Here is a 19378-nt window from a genome sequence, read left to right on the forward strand (position 1 = left end):
TAAACCTTAATCAATCTGTCTGAATATCTTTGTGGAGAAGATCGTGAGCCTTGAGGCGTCTCAAAACGGGGGGCACCAGCAGCGCCCCGACTATGGCAAAGACGCCACCTTGTAAACACTTGAGACCAAAACGCACCAAGGCCACCTGCTCACTCATACCCACCAGCAAATCCTCAACCAACCCTTTAGCGGCCCAGGCGACACAGCCCACCAAAGCCAGGGCGATGAAACGCCAACGCAAGTTAAACGCATTAGCCAGCAGCAGAAGCGCCAGGTCCATGGACACAGCCGGAACCACAAATTTGAGCAAAATAAGCGGGCCGCCTTTGCCCACCCCCAAGGTCATGGCAACCACTCCGGCCAAGGCGCCGCAAGCTGTCATGGCCCCCATGCGTCCGACGATGCCGTAACAGGTGAGATAGAAGAAGCTCATCAGCAGCATAGAATGTCCCGACAAGCCGAGCTTCAATCTGAGCATGCTCTTGACCGCCACCAATAAAGTGGCACAAAAGCCGATGAAGAGCGCATCCTGCAATTGAAATCCTTTGATGTTATTTGTTGCCATGTTCGCTCCGGGTATCCTGCCAATGGGTCGGCTTGGAAGTGTGACCAAAGTGGCGGCTCTTGGCGGCAAGCGCCATCTGTTTGGCCAACTTAAGCAGTTGGATCAAGAGGGGAAATAACACACAGTAGGCCAGTTCAGGCCAATTGCGGGGATTGAGCAGTTGTTTGGGAGCAATTCGCGCCCCCCGCAGTCGCTGCAGTTGATAGATCTCGGCGATCTCCTGAGTCATAAAGGGCAGCAGACCTATAGAAGCGGCCACCACAAAGGCCCATTTAGCCGGCATGACCAGGCATAACACTTCACCGATCCGCTCCGGACGCACGGTAACCGACAGCCACCATCCCGGCAGCAAAGCCAGAGTAATGCGGGCCACCGCCAAGGTGCCTTGTCCCAATTGCTCGCCGCCATGCATCAGTGCATACAGCCCCAAAGTAAAACCGAGTTGCAGCAGAACAAAGCGGATTACCCCACCTATGGCGCCACGCTGCAGCATGCCATGAGCCACCAAGATCAGGTTGATAGCCGCCAGCCAGGGAAGCTGAGTTTGAGGCAGGAGAAAGGCTGCCGATGACAGAGTCACTACCAAGATCAAAGCTGTGGCACTGCCCCACACACCTAGATCCAGCCTCTTGGGAGAAGCGCGGCCATGGCGCTGTCCTTTAACCCACACAGGTAACCTCCTCTGGGGAAAACTCGATTTCCAGTTGGCCTTGTTGCAACTGCCACAACTGACTACAAGGTAAATCTGGCAAGGGTCTGTGGCTGGCAATCACTATGCTGCCTCCCTGTTCACGCAAATAGTTGAGTATCTGCCAAAGCTGCCCCAGATGTTTGCCGTCCAGCCCAGCCAAGGGGTCATCCAACAGCATCAAACTGGGAGTCAAGCACGCGATAGAAGCCAGGGCAATCAAGTGCTGCTGTCCATAGGAAAGCGTATGGGGGGAACTTTGAGCCAGATGCAGCAAATCAAGCTGCTCAAGCAGGCTCTCTGCCCGAGACAGCGGCAAGTCGAAGCGGCGCAGGCTGAACTGCATCTCCTCAATCACTGTGGCCTCAAACAACTGACGGTTGGGACGCTGCATCAACAAACCCAACATGGAGCCATAGGCACCAGGCTTGGGTTTACGGCCAAAGACCCTTAGCGGCATGGACGCCACCGCGGGTTGAATACCGGCTATCGCCTTCAGCAGGCTACTCTTGCCCGAACCATTGTTACCGGTCAGAGTGACCAATTCTCCAGCGCCCAAAGACAGGCCCTGCTGACACACAAACAGGGGCGAATGCCCCTGATAACGAAATTCAAATGAAGTGGCACTGACCAGTTCCCGACTTCGGTCCGGCTCCAGGCGTTTCAAATGGTTGGCGGATTCGACCCGGTAACTGCCGGGAAACAGGCGCCCTTGGTCCAGGTACCAAAAGTGTTCAACAACCGAGGCAAAAGCCTGGGGATTATGCTCCACCAGTACCACAGCCATACCTTCAGCCCGAAGATTACGGATCACTGCCAGCAATTCATCGACACCGGTATCATCCAGTTGCGCCCAAGGTTCATCCAACAGCAAAACCGCAGGTTCACTCACCAACTGGGCTGCAATCATCAAGCGATATTTCTGTCCGAGAGACAACTTGCTGACTTGAGTTTCCAGCGAGACAAACAGCCCCACCCGGCGCAATGCATGCTGAACTCTGGAGATCATCTGGCCGCTGGGCACACCGAGGTTTTCCAAGGCAAAGGCCACCTCGGCACCAACTGTTTGACGCAATATTTGCACCTGGGGATCTTGCATCACCAGACCCACCAACAACCCTTGACGACGGAAAATACCACCTTCACAGGGACGCCGCTGCAGCCCGGCAAGCAAAGCCAGCAAACTGGACTTACCCGAACCCGTGGGGCCACTGATGCAGTGGCAGGATCCGGATTCTATTTTCAGATCCAGATCCCTCAATATCAAAGGCTGCAAACAACCATGATTGAAATTGATCCCTTCGAGTTCGAGTAAGCGCATTATCAGATCTGCCAGTTAATCCCAACAAAGACTTGTCTACCAGCCTGAGGTAAAGAATCACTCTGATAGTAGTTCTCGTCCAACAGGTTGGTGGCTCGTAAATAGAGCTCTAGATTATCTTTAAGCAAAGGTTGTACCAGATTGATGTCCACCAGGGTGTAATCATCCAAGGATTTCTCCTGCCATACCTTCTGACCGCCGATCTTCTCCTGATCGTAGTAGTTCTGATCCATGATACGTTCCACATTCAGGTGGATACGAGTCTCGGTCGGCAACTTGTAGCCCAACTGGAAACGCAGTTGATGCTTGGGACGATAGTCCAGACCATCAAAACCTGTGCTGCTGTCTCTGTCTTCAGCGTGCAGATAACTGTAGCTCAAGCTCAAATCCAGATTATCTATACTCTTGTTGGACAGCACAGTATCCAAACCCTGGAAGCGATAGTTGCCTATGTTCTGATACATACCACTGGCATCTTTGGCAATGTAATCATCAGCATCTGTGTGATAGAGATAGAGTTGCAGCTCGGTATTCATACCCAGCCCCTGCTCCAACCCTAACTCAACATGCTTGGAGATTTCAGTTTCCAGCTGCTGATTGCCGGAAGACAGGGAATAAAGGTTACGCATGGAGGGGAAACGTACCTTACGAGCCGCACTCAGGCTCAGACGGGTATCGTCAGCCACTTGCCAGAAACCTGAGGCCAGCGCCGAGTAATCATTCTCATTGCCTTCGGTCTTGTCCATGTCGTGGTATGCGCCGCCCAGAGTAAAGCCCCAATCACCGTCGGACTGGAACTGATACTCGGCCGCGGCGGTATAAACCCAGGCCGAATCATCGAAAGACTCACCGCTGCCACCACCAGTTCCAGTGCCGCCGCCGGAACCACTACCACCACCAGTTCCAGTACCGCCGCCTGAACCGCTGCCACCACCAGTTCCACTACCGCCGCCGGAACCGCTGCCACCACCTGAGCCATTACCGCCGCCAGAGCCCTTGGCTGCTGCAATCTTGCTGCTGCCGGACTTCTTCGAGGAGCCAAAGCTTTCAGCTACCGCTTCCCAGCTCTGTTTTTCAGCAATCACTGAGGTAGTCAGGATACCTGCAGTGTCGAAGTCGGTGATCAACTGCAGATTTGCGCCCTGCACTTTGGAGGTGCCATCCTGAGCTTGAGTCAGCTCGGCGTAGCTATTGTCGCCGTACACGGTTTCATAGGTATCACTCTGGTTGTGATAACCAAAGCCACGGAAAGTGAAAGTATCATTGAACTTATGTGCCAGGCCCAACTGGAAAGTCTGTGAATCATAGTCATCGACCCGCTCAAACTTCACCCGGCCACTGCCGCTGCCATCTCTTGGGGGCTTGCCCCACTCACCCGAACGCAGTGCCATATTGGCAATAAGTTGAGTATTATCGCTGAGCCAATAGCTGCCTTGGGCATACAGATTGGACAGTTCTTTATCTGCGTTGTTGCGCTGATATTTATCCTGATACTCAGTGGTTTGATAGTCAGAAGACATAGGGAAACCATCTGTGTGCTGATAACTTGCACTGATGAGTCCCTGCCAGTTATCGCCCGAACCGGCGGCACTGATATCGCCCTTGAAGGTGTCATCCTTGGCCAATTCCAGGTTGCCGGATACCGCCGGAGCGCTGTCGCCACGCTTGGTAATGATGTTGATAACACCGCCGGCGCCGCCTGGACCATAGAGAACCGAGGTTGGGCCAACGGAGACTTCAACTCTGGCAATCTGGCTGGTTGGGATCACGCTGGGATCAAACTGACCATCATCGGCACTATTGGCCGGTACACCATTGATCAACAGAGTGACATGGCGGGTCTTGAAACCACGGATATCCACCCTTGGAGTGCCCTCACCGCCGTAACGCACGTAAACGCCGGGAACATTCTTCAACACCTCATCCAGGCTCTGGGCCCCCAGAGCTTTGATTTCTTCTTCAGAAATGCTCCAGTTGGTGGTGGCAACTTCGGTGGCGTTGGCACGCTCACCGTGCACTACTATCACGTCCATGGCGTTATTGACCAAAGGGTCACGTTCAATAGAGGCCGCATTGGCCTGCATGGCACAGCCCAGCGCCAGTGCGAGGGCAGAGAGTTTTACCGGAATATGGGACATAAGGCTCTTCTGTCGTTTCTGATTGGGATTATCCGGGCTATTCTGGCGCCGCCCAAAAAAGCTACAAGCTCAGAGACGGTAAAAACCAATACAGATCGACAAATTAATACAAAGGGAGTAGATAACAGAGTCGACTACGGACAGATTGTCCCAGCAAGACAATTTGCCTAGCAAAAATGTCCACTTACATCACATTAACCTAAGCTGATTAATGGGATCATGCTATACGTCACACCGGCCCCTTCGACGGCTTGACACTCGAGGTGTGGAACTTTAGTTTGTGTTAAAGATACTGTTAGCCGGACGCTTTCTGCTTCCGGATCCCTTTGTTCGGATGTTCGGAGCTCCCCTTGTCTGCACTTACCCTGTCTCAGGCCATTTCGTCACTCAAAGACAAGCTGTGTCAATTGGCCAAGCTGACACCAGCAGAACCTATTGTCCAACTGGCCGCGGAGGTACAGGCGATCCCATTGATCTCCTGGCTGGCTTCCCAGCCCAGCTACCCAAGAATTTATTGGCAAGGAAGGGACAGACTCGAGGAGGTGGCCGCCATCGGCAGTTGCCTGGATTTCCGTTTCGAAGATGAAGTCACAGACGAGGCTCTGGCCGAAGTCTATGAGACACAACGGGCCTACTCCAGTAACCAGGAGATCCGCTACTACGGCGGCGTCGCCTTCGATCGCGAAATCGCCTCCTGGCCCGAGTTCGGCCGCGCCAGATTCCTGTTACCCCGAATTGAGCTGAGGCGCAGTTCAGATTATTTCCGGCTCTTGGTTAATCTGAATCTGGGGCAGGGAGACCAGCAGCAAGAGATAGCCCAAGCACAAGCCGCACTGGATGCACTGGTGCCGGCCCGCCCCATGACGCCACCGACCAAGACTGAACAACTGTCACGCAATGACAGGCCCGATTATCCGCGTTGGAAGACACTGGTGGAACAAGTTACCGCCCCTAGATTCAATCAGGACACTCCCAAAGTAGTATTGTCACGCCTGACTCAGCTACAGGTGAAAGACACTCCGGATCCCTGGCAAGTATTGGCCAGTTGGCAAGGACGTAACCCCAACAGTTTTCAATTCGGTTTCGAATTCAGCCCCGAACGCAGCTTTATCTCCTGCTCACCCGAACGCCTTTATCGCCGTCAGCAGCAGGAACTGTATACCGAAGCACTGGCGGGTACTACCATTCGCGGCCTGAGCCCAGAAGAAGATGAACGCCTGGCGCAGCAGCTATTGGATGACAACAAGAATAGTAATGAAAATCAGCTTGTCAGAGAGCATATTGTCAAGGCGTTGACCCCGCTGAGCCGCTATGTCGGTGCCGATGAGACACCCACCATCTTCAAACTCAACCATATTCAACACCTGCACAGATCGATTCGTGCCGAACTGCGTCACGGGGTGAAAGATTTTCAACTGCTGCAGGCCTTGCACCCAACCCCGGCCGTCGGTGGTTTACCGCGGGAATCTGCCATCAGTTTTCTGCGCCAGCGGGAAGGCTATATGCGTGGTTGGTATGCCGGAGCCTGTGGTTATCTGAATAAATATGAGAGTGAATTTGCGGTAGCCATCCGCTGCGCCCTGCTGGAACCCGGCTGTATCAACCTGTTTGCCGGTGCCGGCATAGTCGCAGGTTCAGATCCACAAGCCGAGTGGCAGGAGCTGGAAAACAAACTCGCCACCATAATGTCGATTTTGCTAGATTTTTAAGGTGATGGCTGCTCCTGTACCCTCAGTTGCAGCGACTCCAGGCTCTGCAGTTTAATCTCTGCCAATTCCCCGGAACGCTCCAACTGCTCAAAGCCTTGGTCAAACAAGGCCTTCAGCTCGAGCCCTTTGGGATTATTGGCGAAGGCAAAATAAACATCTGCCCGCAGCACATCTTCGATAAGTACCAATTTTCTTGGCTGTTCCAACTGCGACAACAGTGGCTGCATGTCGGGTTTATAATCGAGTACGGCATCGATTTTGCCTTCATTCACCTTACGCAGCATCTCCAGCAGGCTGCTGTTTTCCTGATAGAGCATGGGTACCTGGGTCAAGGTAAAAAAACGATAAGCGATCAAAGCCTGAACCTTTCTATGGGTCAAAGACACCATACCTTGCCAAACACTGGCCAGTTCAGGAGTTACTGCAGCATCTATCACCTCGGTTTCTACTTTGTGAGCACTGTAAATTCCCTTGGAGATATCCCCCAGATAAAGCCCTAACACCATATCAACCTGTTCGCGCTCCAACATATACAGAGAGCGAGGGAAAGGAACAAACTGAATTTCCAGTTGCCATTCCGGCTCGGGGAATACCCTTCGCAACAACTCAAAATAATAACCTTCACCATTGGTTTCGGTATAACCGCCCCAACTGGCGGTAGCTATCTGGATCTTGGTCGGTTCGGCAATGGCCGGTCAGACAAACGTCAATAAGGCCAGCAGCAGGCAGCAGATTCGATTCATTTAACTCTCCTGTCTTCCCTTTCAGTGTAGAGTAGCTTTAAGGGAGGTGCGAACAAGTCCCATGCCTGCCCTGCATAGACTTAAAGGTCCAAATATAGGAACTTCCTTAGATGGGTTGGACATTTTTTACGCTTCCCTCTTGTCAGCTGAATTTTGGGCTCTATAATGTGCGCCCTTTCGGTCAAACCGAAGATGCGGGTTCCCTCACCCCGCCCAGCCAACTAAAAAGGTCACAATATGTTAATGTTAACCGGCGCGCAGCTCAAACGCGCACTGATCCTCTTGGTCAGTTTTCACATCCTTATTATCAGTGCCAGTAACTATCTGGTGCAGCTCCCATTTCAGCTATTCGGCTTCCACACAACCTGGGGCGCCTTCAGCTTTCCTTTTGTCTATCTGGCAACCGATCTGACGGTACGGATATTCGGCCAAGCTACCGCCCGGCAGATCATCTTCAAGGCCATGCTACCGGCCTTGCTAATCTCCTATGCCATGGGCGTACTGTTTCATCAGGGCAACTTTCAGGGGCTGAGTGCCCTGTCGGACTTCAATACCTTTGTATTCCGTATCGCTTTTGCCAGTTTTGCCGCCTATCTGGTGGGCCAGTTGATGGATATCGCAGTGTTTGCCAGAATTCGCCGCCAGTGTGCCTGGTGGGTCGCTCCGGCGGCCTCTACCCTGGTGGGCAACCTGGTGGATACTCTGGTGTTCTTCAGTATCGCCTTCTTCGCCTCCAGTGACCCCTTTATGGCCGCCAACTGGCCGGAAATTGCCGCAGTGGATTACAGCTTCAAGCTGTTGGTTAGTCTGGGGCTGTTCCTGCCGGCTTATGGTGTGCTGCTGCGGGTACTACAGGACAAGATCTTGCAGACAGAAAACCAGCAGCAATTCTCCTGATGCATTCAACTGGCCAGACCTGTTATAATTTTGGCCAGTTTTTATCCCGCAATCTGTGACATTTTGCGGCCCGTTGAGAGAATAATGATGTACTCCATTGAAATCAAAGCTATTACTGAAATAGATCAGCAACAGATCGACGAGATCATGGCCTTGAGTGCTCAGATCCCCGAGTTTGATTCCGGCTACCAACAGCAAGAGTTCGAACGTCGACTGACAGGCAATGCCTGTTTATTGTTGTTGGCCTTTGTGGAAGGTGAATTGGCGGGATTCAAGCTGGGTTATGCTCTGGACGAGCATTGTTTTTACAGTTGGTTAGGCGGTGTATTACCCGATTATCGCAGTCTGGGGCTGGCGCGCAGTATGCTGGAAGCACAGGAGCGTTGGGCCACTCAAGCCGGTTACAAACAGATCCAAGTTAAGACCCGCAACCAGTTCCGCTCTATGTTGAATATGCTGATCAGCCATAAGTATCAGGTGGTGGATTTCCGCGCCGAGCCTGGGCATATTGCCGACAACCGCCTCTATCTTGAAAAGAGCATGTACTAAGGAAGTCTTGCAAAGGACTAGGGGGATTTGCTGCGAACCACGCCTTACATCCAGGCCTGTTAGCCGACGCAGAGCACAGATAGGGCTTGTTCGCACCTTACCTAAAAAAAGAGTACGCCAAATGGCGTACTCACAAAGACTGCAGGGAAGCAGTTCTTAAAACGCTTTGCTGATTCCTATCACCAACCTATCATCGAAGATCTCTGTCTGGGTACCATAGACCTTGTGATCTGCTTCAACCGTACTGCCGTGGTAGCGCAGATCCAGGTTGAAACCATAAAATTCTTTGCTTACCCCCAGGTTCCAGTGTCCCCATCCTTCGGCACCATTACCGTTCAAGTCCTGATAACCGACAGAGCCAGAAACCTTGATACCATTCTCGAAAACATAGCTGGGGTGCAAGGCATAGTTGACCCCGTGCCAACCATCGACACCGAACCAGTCATCCACAGTTGGCGTCACTTCCAGTTGCAGATTGGCCCGACCGAAAGACTTGCCGAGTTTAAGCCACAGCTCTGTGTAGTTAGAGTAAGACGCGCCGGGATAGAGATATGAGAACAGCATGACATCATAGGTGAAACCTGAATCACCCAACTCACCGCTCTTGCCGATGAAAGGCGCTGTGACTATCTCAAGATTGGGGTCGGCAAACTTGATGTTGGAGGCAAATACCCCGGCATACCAACCGGCGTCATGGTTCCAGCTGAATGTTCCCTGGACTACGGGCACATCACCATCCAGGGTTTCCGATTCGCCGCGGAACACATAGTCAGAGGCAAAGGTTAGATTGCCGGCAAAACTACCACCGGCGAAACGGGGAGCTTCGTCAGCCAGAGTCGTGGAACTGCTGCACAGCAGCAAACCTGATAAAAACAGCTTATGAGTTGGGTTCATCTTTATCCACCAGAGCTTGAGAATTGTTAGCCCGGATAGTAAGAAGAAGTTATGAACAGGGTTATCTAGGTGAATGAACCGTGAAGGAATGAATGTGAACAATTATGAATGACTGCGGCAGCGCCGCAGTCATAGCGGCTTATTCGAAACCCTCGGGATGCTTCACATACTCGGGGATCTCCAGCAGCATGTTACCCCAGTAACCGAACAAGGCCTGATAGATAAAATCAATAAAGATTATGTATTTACGAGGCAAATAGGCCCGTTTTGGATAAGACAGCAACAGGGTGTTATGTTCCATAGGAAAGTCTTCCAGCACGGCCACCAACTCCCCTTTTTGTAAGGCTTCATCGGCGATCATCGGCGGCAGACAAGTGATCCCCAAACCGGCAATGGCCGCTTCCCGGGCCAAGGTAATATTATTGACCTTGAGTTGAACCTCAGGAGTGATCACCTGCCATTCATTGCCATCAAAAATCTTCCAGCAACCGTCATTGATAAGCTGGATCCCCCCCTGCTCTATGCCCTTGTGATGCCAAAGATCATCCGGGGTCTGCGGAGTGCCGTGGCGTTTAAGATACTCAGGGCTGGCCATCAGGGTGGTGCTGGTCTTCACCAGTTGATAATGCTGCAGGCGTGAATCTTCGATGCCGCACAGATGGAACAGTATATCTATCCCTTCTTCAACCATATCCACCTTGCGATTAGTCAATTCAGCTTCTATGGTAATATCCGGGTAAGCCTCAAGAAAACGGGCAAATACCGGGCCGAGAAATAGCTGTCCCATCTCGATAGGGCAGACTACCCTCAGATTGCCCTTAACCCGCTGCTGGTTGGCACTGAGCTGGGCTTCGGCATTTTCCAGATCCACCAGAATCTTGGTGATCTTGTTGTAATATTCGGCACCGGCCTCGGTTAGCCTCAATGCCCTAGTGGTTCTGAACAGTAGTTGAACACCGGTCGCCTTCTCCAACTCGGCGACTTTGCGACTAACTGTAGTCTTGGTTAGCCCCAACGCCTTGGCGGCGCCGGTAAAGCTACCTTGTTCAACAACTTGAGCAAATATTTGTACCCTGTTTAGATCCATTTATTGTTGCACCTGTGGGACAGTGGGTTTATTTCTATATGACTAATCAAATTATAGTGACAGTAGTAGAATACTCGCCTCGCGGTGGAGGATCCAGCATGGTGCAGAGAAATTTCTGCGGTTTAGCCATGGGTCACTCAACCTTAAAACGCTTGCTGCAGTTGGGAAAGGTGTCTTTGTCTCCAGGGCAAAAACAGAATCTTTTCCAAACGGGCAGAAACGGGATTTGGATACATAAGTTGTTGAATTCATAAATCTCACAACTAAATGTAAATAAATGGCAATAGTGTCGTTTATTGATTAAAAAATTTTCATTCATTTACACTTTTCGCTTATCCTGTAGCTTGTTGATACAGAATGCTTGTGCGATAAATATGGGTTCGAAAATTTTGCTGGCGAACTGCGCCAGGAAGCCTGTCGTACAAGACACTTTCCCTTCCCGGCAAGCAGATACTGATTAGGAGTTATCATGCGGCATGTACTAAAAGTTGCCTCAGTTGTAAGTATGGCGTTATGGATGACGGCCTGTGGGTCGGAAGCTGAACAAGCCAAAAGCAATCAGGCGGCCCCCGCTATGGAAGTCAGTGTCCTGGAAGTCAAGTCGGCTCCGCAGGCACTGCAAGTGCAACTGCCTGGGCGCAGCATAGCTTTCCTTGAAGCCGAAGTTCGGCCTCAGGTTAATGGCATCATTCTGAAACGTAGCTTCACCGAGGGCGGTGATGTGAAACAGGGTGAGTCACTGTATCAAATTGACCCTTCCACCTATAAGGCCTCTCTACAGAGCGCCAAGGCGGATCTGGCCCGCGCCGAAGCGGCTCTGGCTTCTGCCAAGGCAACTCAGGCCCGGTATCAGGAACTGGTCAAAACCAAGTACATAAGTAAAGAAGAGTACGACAAGGCAGATGCTTCCTATAAAGAAGCGCTGGCAGCAGTGGAAGTGGCCAAGGCGGCCATCAATACTGCAACCATTAACGTCAACTATACCGAAGTACAGGCACCTATCTCCGGTCGTATCGGTAAGTCCAGCGTTACTGCCGGTGCTCTGGTGACTGCTAACCAGGCTCAGCCACTGGCGACCATCCAACAACTGGATCCCATCAATGTGGATATAGTGCAGTCCAGTACCCAGATGCTACGTCTCAAGAGCATGTTGAAAGCCGGTAAACTACAGGCTTCCGATGACGCCGAAGTGACTCTGCTGCTGGAAGATGGCTCGACTTATGATCATAAGGGTCGCTTACAGTTTGCCGAAGTCAGTGTCGATCAGAGCACAGGTTCTGTGACGCTGAGAGCCGAGTTCCCTAACCCGGACCATACGCTGCTGCCTGGTATGTATGTGCGCGCCATTCTCAACACAGGTGTCGATCCTCAAGCGATTCTGGTACCACAAAAAGCCATCACCCGTAGTCCCAAGGGTGAAGCTGTGGCCATGTTGGTGAATGCCGAAAACAAGGTTGAAGCAAGGGTGATCAAGACTGCCGATGTCATCAATCACCAGTGGCGGGTAACAGAAGGACTCAAGCCAGGTGACAAACTGATTGTCGAAGGGCTGCAAAAAATCCGTCCCGGCATGGCTGTGACGGCCAAACCCATGACAGCAAACCAGCAATAACAGGGCGGAAGTTATGGCACGTTTCTTTATCGATCGCCCCATCTTCGCATGGGTGATCGCGATTATTATCATGCTGGCAGGTGTCTTGGCCATTAAGGCCCTGCCGGTTTCCCAGTACCCGGATATTGCGCCACCAACCATTGTGGTTGCGGCCAACTATCCAGGTGCGTCGGCCAAAACTGTTGAAGATTCTGTGACCCAGGTGATTGAGCAGCGCATGACAGGTCTCGACCACCTGCGCTATATCAAGTCCACCAGTGACAGCTTCGGTAACGCCGAAATCACTCTGACCTTTAACGCCGAGGCGGATCCCGACATCGCCCAGGTTCAGGTACAGAACAAGCTGCAGGCCGCCATGGCTTTGCTGCCTCAGGAAGTAACGGCTCAAGGTGTCAGGGTTAACAAGTCCAGCTCAGGCTTCTTGATGGTGGTCGCCTTTATTTCAGATGATGGCTCCATGACCAACGCCGACCTCGCCGACTACGTGGGTTCCAACGTTCAGGATCCCATGAGTCGGGTACCAGGTGTGGGTGAAACCACCCTATTCGGTGCCCAGTACTCAATGCGTATCTGGGTCGACCCACTGAAGCTGACCAACTACAACCTGACCACTCTGGATGTAATCGCTGCGATTAAAGAACAGAACGCTCAGGTTTCTGCCGGTCAGTTGGGTGGTGCCCCTGCGGTTCAAGGTCAGGAGTTGAATGCGACTATCTCGGCTCAGAGCCGTCTGCAAACGCCTGAGGAATTCAGCAACATCATCCTCAAATCGAATCCCTCGGGTGCCAATGTCTATCTGAGTGATGTCGCCAAGGTTGAACTGGGCTCTGAGAGTTATTCCATCGAATCACTCTACAATGGACGCCCTGCTACAGGTCTGGCGATCAAGCTGGCCACTGGTGCCAACGCACTGGATACCGCCGAAGCCGTGCGCGCCAAGGTAGAAGAGATGCGTCCCTTCTTCCCGGCCAGCATGCAGGTGGTGTATCCCTATGACACTACCCCCTTCGTAAAGAACTCCATCGAAGGTGTAGTTCATACTCTGCTGGAAGCCGTGGTACTGGTGTTCGTCATCATGTATCTGTTCCTGCAAAACTTCCGCGCAACCTTGATCCCAACGATTGCGGTGCCGGTAGTATTGCTGGGTACCTTCGCTATCCTGTCTTTCACCGGGTTTTCGATTAACACCCTAACCATGTTCGCCATGGTACTGGCCATCGGTCTCTTGGTGGATGATGCCATCGTGGTGGTGGAAAACGTTGAGCGGGTAATGTCCGAAGAGGGACTCAGCCCCAAAGAAGCGACCAAGAAGTCCATGGGGCAGATCACCGGAGCCCTGGTAGGTATTGGTCTGACGCTGTCGGCCGTATTTGTTCCCATGGCCTTCATGTCAGGCTCTACCGGGGTGATTTACCGTCAGTTCTCCATCACTATCGTATCGGCGATGGCGCTGTCGGTATTGGTGGCCATCATTCTGACTCCGGCACTTTGTGCCACTATGCTTAAGCCACTGAAGAAGGGGCATACCCATGCCGAAACCGGCTTCTTCGGCTGGTTTAACCGTAACTTCGATCGCATGACTGGCAAGTACGAAAGTACTGTTGCCAGCATCATCAAACGTTCAGTACGTATGAGTGCCGTCTATCTGGCGCTGGTTGTGGCCGTAGGCTGGATCTTTATCCGTATGCCAACCGCCTTCTTGCCGGACGAAGATCAGGGCATGCTGTTTACCCAGACTATACTGCCAACCAACGCGACTCAGGAAAGTACCATGAAAGTACTGGAAAAAGTCTCGGATCAATTCCTGGCAGACGAAAACGTCAAATCGGTTCTGAGTGTGGCGGGCTTCAGTTTTGCCGGTCAGGGGCAGAACATGGGTATCGCCTTCGTCGGACTGAAAGACTGGTCTGAACGTACGGCTCCAGGCAGTGATGTTCAAGCGGTTGCCGGCCGTGCCATGGCGGTGTTCAGCCAGATGAAAGAAGCCTTCGTGTTTGCCTTCGTACCGCCTGCGGTAATTGAGCTGGGTACGGCCAACGGTTTTGACCTCTTCCTGCAGGACAAAAATGGCCAAGGACACGAAAAGCTGGTTCAGGCCCGTAACCAACTGCTGGGCATGGCGGCTCAGAATCCCAACCTGGTGGGTGTACGCCCCAATGGTCAGGAAGATGCGCCCATGTATCAGCTGCATATAGATCATGCCAAGCTACGGGCGCTGAGCGTCAACATAGGTGATGTCAACAACGTGCTTTCTGCCGCTTGGGGTGGCTCCTATGTCAACGACTTCATTGACCGTGGTCGGGTGAAGAAGGTTTATGTTCAGGCCGATGCCAAATACCGGATGCAACCTGAAGATCTGGACTCCTGGTATGTGCGTAACACCCAGGGAGACATGGTGCCCTTCTCAGCCTTTGCCACCGGCAGCTGGGAGTATGGTTCACCACGTCTGGAACGCTTCAACGGTCTGCCGGCGATGAACATCCAGGGTGCGACTGTCCCCGGTTTCAGTACCGGTGAAGCGATGAACATCATGGAAGACATGGTTAACCAGCTACCGCCAGGCTTTGGTATCGAATGGAACGGCCTCTCCTACGAGGAACGTCTGTCAGGCAACCAGGCGCCTGCGCTCTACGCGCTATCGATTCTGGTGGTATTCCTGGTATTGGCGGCCCTGTATGAAAGCTGGTCTGTGCCTTTCGCGGTTATTCTGGTAGTGCCTCTGGGTATTATCGGTGCTCTAATCGCCATGAATGGTCGTGGCCTGCCAAACGACGTGTTCTTCCAGGTGGGTCTGTTGACCACTGTGGGTCTGGCAACCAAGAACGCCATTCTGATTGTGGAGTTCGCCAAGGAATACTATGAGCAGGGCTCCAAACTTGTCGACGCCACCCTGCACGCGGTGCGGGTACGTTTGCGGCCGATTCTGATGACCTCGCTGGCATTCGGTCTCGGGGTTGTGCCTCTGGCCGTCAGTACAGGTGTGGGTTCAGGCAGTCAGAACGCCATTGGTACCGGGGTACTGGGTGGTATGATCAGCTCAACCTTCCTGGGTATCTTCTTTATCCCACTCTTTTTCGTGGTGGTAGAGCGCATGTTCAGTAAGCGTGAGCGTGAAGAGCGTAAACTGCGAAAACAGGCCAAATAATTCGCCTGTCACCTCAAAGCCCGGCCGATATGCCGCAATGTAGATCAGATAAGGATCGGTTGACCGATCCTTCTGATGAGAGACAATCGGAAACCTGTTTGTAGGTTTCCGATTTTTTATGTCTATTCAAAACTGCTTTGCCGACTTTCTTGAAGAGAGTCCTGTTGATGTCGCTCAGCTAACCACCTTCTCCGAGCATATTCCTGACGAGTGGATTGCTAAAGCGGTAACACTTTCCGATAAAGCGACGATTCGTCGACGTCGCTTACCGAGTGATATGGTTCTTTGGCTTATTGTTGGAATGGCGTTTTTCCGCAACGAACCGATTGCCGAAGTTGCACGGCGAATGAATGTCTGTGCCGAGGGGTTGGCTAATGAGGAGCTGTTAGCAAAAAGTGCTTTAACGCAAGCAAGGCAACGCCTTGGCAAAGCAGCCCCAGAATGGTTGTTTAGGCAATGCAGCCATAGGTGGGGGTTAGAGCGTTACCCTGAGGATACATGGCAAGGTTTGCAAGTCTTTGCTGTGGATGGCGCGCTTTTTCGAACCGCTGACACACCGGAACTAAGAGACCATTTTGGGTCAGGTAATACATCCAGCGACAGACAGACGCCTCATCCAGTATTAAGGGTGGTGACCATGATGAATGTTCGCTCTCATGTCATTGTCGATGCCGCTATAAGCCCTTATCGTCGAGGCGAAATTCCTCTTGCTATGCCCTTTATTGACTCCTTACCGGATAATTCCGTGACCTTATTGGATAAGGGTTTTTATGGAGCAGGCTTACTTCTTTCTCTCCAAAATAGTGGTGCTAACAGACATTGGTTGTTACCGGCGAAGAAAGGGGTGAAATACACCCTGCTGGACGATGAAGAGAGTGACGACATGCGAGTCGAAATGAAAGTCTCTCCACAAGCACGCAAGAAAAATCCTAACCTACCTGAAACATGGCAAGTGAGAGCCGTGACTTATCAGGTACAAGGTAAGCCAAAAACCGTATTTACGTCTCTTCCCAGAGAGCAGTACGATGCGGGAGCAGTCGCGGCGCTTTACCACGAGCGATGGGAAATTGAATTAGGGTATCGAGACATAAAAAGTTCGATGCAACACAATGCGTTAGTGCTGAGGAGTAAGACAGTCGAACTTGTCTATCAAGAGTTATGGGGGCTGCTGCTTGGTTATAACTTGGTGAGACGAGAAGCGAGCCAAGCGGCAGTAGAGCATGGTCGAATGCCCAATGAAATCAGCTTTAAGTACGCTTGTCAGTTCATCGCAAGTCAGCTCAAAGTCATGAGCAAAGCGGTGTCACCAGGTAATACGCCGAAGCGTCTAAACAGTCTGCGAGGAGACTTGTCCATCCTTTTTATAGACAAACGCCCTAAGCCAAATCGGCCTAGGGCGGTAAAAATATCAAAGACCCGATATCCTGTTAATCACAAGGCAGCTCCACTTAAGTGAACTACGTTGGGCCGATATGCCGGGCTTTTTGTTGCCTGTTGCAAACCACTTCTATATGGAGCTTCAAAGACTTAACACCTGTTAGGTTCGCATCCGGCTTTAGGACTTGTCATTCCGCCCAAAATGTAAAATTGGTGGGCAACAAAGGGTTAAAGAAGCTGGTCAAGCGCGCCAATAAAGCTTAGGATCTGCACAGAAAACAGCACTTTTTGGAGTAATTCACCTTATGGGTATCAGAGCCATAGTCGTCGACACCGCCGGCACTACGACAGATCTTAACTTTATTCAGGATGTGCTTTTCCCCTATTCGGCCAAGGCATTGCCGGAGTTTTTAGAACGTTATCAAGATAATATTCTGGTAGAAAACTGTATCAGCGACACCAAGGAGATGGCATTGGAACCTGATGCCGATCTGCCGCGGGTAATAGAAATACTCCAGCAGTGGGTTGCAGAAGATCGCAAAGCCACTCCGTTGAAGACGCTGCAGGGCCTGATCTGGAAACAGGGCTATGCCAAGAACGAGTTCACCGGTCACATCTATCCTGACTTCATTGAAGCCATCAAGGAATACAAGGCTCAGGGACTCAGAGTATACAGCTTCTCTTCCGGCTCAGTGGAAGCCCAGAAGCTACTATTCAGCCACAGTGATGGCGGCGATCTGACCGAACTGTTCAACGGTCATTTTGATACCCGCACCGGCGGCAAACTGGACAAGCAAGCCTACTGCAACATTATTAACACTATAAGTCTGAGCCCGAAGCAGATACTGTTTGTCTCGGACATGTTGGACGAACTCAAGGCCGCTGCCGCTGCCGGGCTGATCACCTGTCAGATGGTACGTGAAGCCGGGCAACGCACAGGTGATTTCCGGCAGGTAAAGAGCTTCGCCGAGCTGAAGATTGACTGATAACCGCCTAAGTTAACTGATGAATCAAGGGGAGCCAATGGCTCCCCTTATTGTTTACAACACCTATTCCTTATCCCGGAAAATCAACACCTGTACGGAATGTTGTTCCCCTCTTGAGACAGAGAGGCGCTGTTGTTATCCTGAGCCAACCAAAATAAAACGGTCGTTTAAATATGGAAGATTTTACTCAGCGTTACCCACAGCACTCGCAAATCCCGGTGGCCTGGGGCGAAATGGATGCCCTGCAACACGTCAACAATGTAGTCTATTTCCGCTACTTTGAGAGCGCCAGAATCGACTTCTTCAACCGCCACTTTCCCTTGGGAGAGATGTACAAACAGGGAATGGGGCCGGTAATAAGCGAAAACCAGGCCAGGTACAAGCGCCCGGTTACCTACCCGGATACCCTGTTGATAGGGGTCAAAATCAGCGATATAGGTGAAGACAGGTTTACCATGCATTACGAGGCGTACAGTAAGGCACAGCGAGCCATTACCACTACAGGTAGCTCTGTCGCCGTCATGTACGATTTCAAGAAAGGCACCAAGGCCAAATTACCGCAGGAATTGCTGGCAGTTCTCAAGGAATACCAAGAATAAAGTTGGTGTTCGAGCGAGTCTCTATTACACTTTTTTCCTATTAATAAACACAATAATAAGAGAAAAGCCCCTCAATGAGACTCTTTCTGCTGCTCTTCATGACTTGCTTTATGTGCTTCCAGGTCAAATCTGCACCCGGAGCCACTTCTTCTCCTGAACAGCAACTGGCCTCGGCCAGCGCTATCTTGGTGGACATGAAAACCGGTGAAATCCTCTATGAGGACAACCCGCAGCAGGTACAACCCATCGCCTCCATCACCAAATTGATGACGGCGCTGGTGACGCTGGATGCCAAGTTGCCGCTCAACGAGCGGATTGCAGTGGATGTCAGCCAAACCCAAGTCATGCAAAATGTGGTATCTCGTATCCGTATCGGCAGCGAGCTAAAACGCAAAGAAGCACTGGCGCTGGCATTGATGTCTTCGGAAAATCGCGCCGCCGCGACCCTGGCGCATCACTATCCCGGCGGCTATCCGGCCTTTATCCAGGCGATGAATGCCAAGGCGGAAGAGTTGGGGATGACAGACAGTCACTTTGTTGAACCAACGGGGCTGTCGGAACAAAATGTCTCCAGTGCCAGGGACTTGGTCAAACTGCTGCAAGAGACTAAAAAGTATCCCTTGATAGGCGAGCTGAGCTCGGCCCCCAATCGCAGCGTCACCTTTCGTAAACCCAGATATAACCTGGCGTTTTACAACACTAATCGGCTGGTGAATAAACCAAACTGGCAAATTTCGCTTTCCAAGACGGGTTATACCGATGACGCCGGCCGCTGTCTGGTGATGCTGACCCAAATGGCCAAGCGGGAAGTCGCCTTTGTGGTGCTGGACGCCTTCGGCAAGCTAAGCCATCTGGCCGATGCCAACCGCTTAAAGAAGTGGCTGGAAACCGGCAAAATCAGTCAGGTTCCCCAAGAAGCTCTGGACTATAAACAACAAAAGCAAACAGAGCGTCAATCATTGCTCTCTGCCCGTTAATATTCAAAACCGCCGGTGACCCCGCGCAGATTTTTACTTTTGCGCGGTCGCCCCCATGTCAGTATTTGTTATCATCCCGCCACCTTTTAAA

16 protein-coding genes are annotated in these 19378 nt (G+C 51.8%); 9 read left to right on the plus strand and 7 right to left on the minus strand.

Annotation, left to right across the window (positions count from 1 at the left end; genetic code table 11):
- Nucleotides 1-10: 10 nt before the first annotated feature.
- Genes WKR14_RS19975 through WKR14_RS19990 form a run of 4 tightly spaced genes read right to left on the minus strand, consistent with a single transcriptional unit; the run spans nucleotide 11 to nucleotide 4712 of the window.
- On the minus strand, nucleotides 11-565 hold the full coding sequence (locus tag WKR14_RS19975; protein ID WP_234555689.1) for a core component of ECF transporter: 555 nt from the start codon (nucleotides 563-565) through the stop codon (nucleotides 11-13).
- Nucleotides 552-1235 carry an energy-coupling factor transporter transmembrane component T gene (locus tag WKR14_RS19980; RefSeq protein WP_101055883.1) on the minus strand — a complete coding sequence of 228 codons (684 nt, stop codon included), beginning with the start codon at nucleotides 1233-1235 and terminating at the stop codon, nucleotides 552-554. The genes WKR14_RS19975 and WKR14_RS19980 overlap by 14 nt, the downstream gene beginning before the upstream one ends.
- Nucleotides 1225-2574, minus strand: a complete 1350-nt coding sequence (locus tag WKR14_RS19985) for an ATP-binding cassette domain-containing protein (RefSeq protein ID WP_101055884.1) — start codon at nucleotides 2572-2574, stop codon at nucleotides 1225-1227. The genes WKR14_RS19980 and WKR14_RS19985 overlap by 11 nt, the downstream gene beginning before the upstream one ends.
- A gap of 2 nt (nucleotides 2575-2576) precedes the next feature.
- Entirely contained in the window at nucleotides 2577-4712 is a 2136-nt protein-coding gene (locus WKR14_RS19990; RefSeq protein ID WP_335921949.1) for a TonB-dependent receptor, read from the minus strand.
- 350 nt (nucleotides 4713-5062) lie between these two features.
- Here WKR14_RS19990 and WKR14_RS19995 point away from each other — a divergent pair, with 350 nt between their 5' ends.
- Nucleotides 5063-6421: an isochorismate synthase gene (locus WKR14_RS19995; protein ID WP_101055886.1), complete on the plus strand. Its 1359-nt coding sequence runs from the start codon at nucleotides 5063-5065 to the stop codon at nucleotides 6419-6421.
- On the opposite strand, the gene WKR14_RS20000 is transcribed toward WKR14_RS19995, so the two are convergent.
- Nucleotides 6418-7026 (minus strand): transporter substrate-binding domain-containing protein, encoded by a 609-nt coding sequence (locus tag WKR14_RS20000; RefSeq protein WP_335921948.1) that lies wholly within the window; start codon nucleotides 7024-7026, stop codon nucleotides 6418-6420. The genes WKR14_RS19995 and WKR14_RS20000 overlap by 4 nt on opposite strands.
- A gap of 375 nt (nucleotides 7027-7401) precedes the next feature.
- On the opposite strand from WKR14_RS20000, the gene WKR14_RS20005 reads away from it, so the two are divergent.
- Both WKR14_RS20005 and WKR14_RS20010 read left to right on the plus strand, forming a co-directional pair.
- Complete coding sequence (locus WKR14_RS20005) at nucleotides 7402-8061, plus strand: 7-cyano-7-deazaguanine/7-aminomethyl-7-deazaguanine transporter (protein ID WP_165565923.1); 660 nt, start codon at nucleotides 7402-7404, stop codon at nucleotides 8059-8061.
- 84 nt (nucleotides 8062-8145) lie between these two features.
- Nucleotides 8146-8610, plus strand: a complete 465-nt coding sequence (locus tag WKR14_RS20010; protein WP_308427928.1) for a GNAT family N-acetyltransferase — start codon at nucleotides 8146-8148, stop codon at nucleotides 8608-8610.
- Nucleotides 8611-8766: 156 nt separating this feature from the next.
- On the opposite strand, the gene WKR14_RS20015 is transcribed toward WKR14_RS20010, so the two are convergent.
- Together WKR14_RS20015 and WKR14_RS20020 are read right to left on the minus strand one after the other, a co-directional pair.
- A complete protein-coding gene (locus WKR14_RS20015; RefSeq protein ID WP_335921947.1) occupies nucleotides 8767-9504 on the minus strand; it encodes a TorF family putative porin in 738 nt (245 codons plus the stop codon).
- Between the two features lie 139 nt (nucleotides 9505-9643).
- Entirely contained in the window at nucleotides 9644-10591 is a 948-nt protein-coding gene (locus WKR14_RS20020; RefSeq protein ID WP_101055890.1) for a LysR family transcriptional regulator, read from the minus strand.
- A 469-nt stretch (nucleotides 10592-11060) separates the two neighbouring features.
- Between WKR14_RS20020 and WKR14_RS20025 the strand changes: the two genes are divergently transcribed.
- The 6 genes from WKR14_RS20025 (at nucleotide 11061) to pbpG (ending at nucleotide 19287) form a co-directional block, all read left to right on the plus strand.
- Entirely contained in the window at nucleotides 11061-12203 is a 1143-nt protein-coding gene (locus WKR14_RS20025) for an efflux RND transporter periplasmic adaptor subunit (protein WP_101055891.1), read from the plus strand.
- Nucleotides 12204-12216: 13 nt separating this feature from the next.
- Nucleotides 12217-15348: an efflux RND transporter permease subunit gene (locus WKR14_RS20030; RefSeq protein WP_339087112.1), complete on the plus strand. Its 3132-nt coding sequence runs from the start codon at nucleotides 12217-12219 to the stop codon at nucleotides 15346-15348.
- Between the two features lie 118 nt (nucleotides 15349-15466).
- Nucleotides 15467-16804 (plus strand): IS4 family transposase, encoded by a 1338-nt coding sequence (locus WKR14_RS20035; RefSeq protein WP_165564965.1) that lies wholly within the window; start codon nucleotides 15467-15469, stop codon nucleotides 16802-16804.
- Between the two features lie 226 nt (nucleotides 16805-17030).
- Nucleotides 17031-17711 carry an acireductone synthase gene (gene mtnC / locus WKR14_RS20040; protein ID WP_101095092.1) on the plus strand — a complete coding sequence of 227 codons (681 nt, stop codon included), beginning with the start codon at nucleotides 17031-17033 and terminating at the stop codon, nucleotides 17709-17711.
- Between the two features lie 173 nt (nucleotides 17712-17884).
- Nucleotides 17885-18310, plus strand: a complete 426-nt coding sequence (locus WKR14_RS20045) for an acyl-CoA thioesterase (protein WP_039034587.1) — start codon at nucleotides 17885-17887, stop codon at nucleotides 18308-18310.
- 74 nt (nucleotides 18311-18384) lie between these two features.
- Complete coding sequence (gene pbpG, locus WKR14_RS20050) at nucleotides 18385-19287, plus strand: D-alanyl-D-alanine endopeptidase (RefSeq protein WP_082014298.1); 903 nt, start codon at nucleotides 18385-18387, stop codon at nucleotides 19285-19287.
- Nucleotides 19288-19378: the final 91 nt, after the last annotated feature.

The sequence above is a fragment of the Shewanella chilikensis genome, assembly GCF_037953065.1.
GTDB lineage: Bacteria > Pseudomonadota > Gammaproteobacteria > Enterobacterales > Shewanellaceae > Shewanella > Shewanella chilikensis.

Coding starts and splice junctions, on each gene's coding strand:
- WKR14_RS19975 (WP_234555689.1), bottom strand. CDS start 565: ATGGCAACAAATAACATCAAAGGATTTCAATTGCAGGATGCGCTCTTC.
- WKR14_RS19985 (WP_101055884.1), bottom strand. CDS start 2,574: ATGCGCTTACTCGAACTCGAAGGGATCAATTTCAATCATGGTTGTTTG.
- WKR14_RS19990 (WP_335921949.1), bottom strand. CDS start 4,712: ATGTCCCATATTCCGGTAAAACTCTCTGCCCTCGCACTGGCGCTGGGC.
- WKR14_RS20005 (WP_165565923.1), top strand. CDS start 7,402: ATGTTAATGTTAACCGGCGCGCAGCTCAAACGCGCACTGATCCTCTTG.
- WKR14_RS20010 (WP_308427928.1), top strand. CDS start 8,146: ATGATGTACTCCATTGAAATCAAAGCTATTACTGAAATAGATCAGCAA.
- WKR14_RS20015 (WP_335921947.1), bottom strand. CDS start 9,504: ATGAACCCAACTCATAAGCTGTTTTTATCAGGTTTGCTGCTGTGCAGC.
- WKR14_RS20020 (WP_101055890.1), bottom strand. CDS start 10,591: ATGGATCTAAACAGGGTACAAATATTTGCTCAAGTTGTTGAACAAGGT.
- WKR14_RS20025 (WP_101055891.1), top strand. CDS start 11,061: ATGCGGCATGTACTAAAAGTTGCCTCAGTTGTAAGTATGGCGTTATGG.
- WKR14_RS20030 (WP_339087112.1), top strand. CDS start 12,217: ATGGCACGTTTCTTTATCGATCGCCCCATCTTCGCATGGGTGATCGCG.
- WKR14_RS20035 (WP_165564965.1), top strand. CDS start 15,467: ATGTCTATTCAAAACTGCTTTGCCGACTTTCTTGAAGAGAGTCCTGTT.
- mtnC (WP_101095092.1), top strand. CDS start 17,031: ATGGGTATCAGAGCCATAGTCGTCGACACCGCCGGCACTACGACAGAT.
- WKR14_RS20045 (WP_039034587.1), top strand. CDS start 17,885: ATGGAAGATTTTACTCAGCGTTACCCACAGCACTCGCAAATCCCGGTG.
- pbpG (WP_082014298.1), top strand. CDS start 18,385: ATGAGACTCTTTCTGCTGCTCTTCATGACTTGCTTTATGTGCTTCCAG.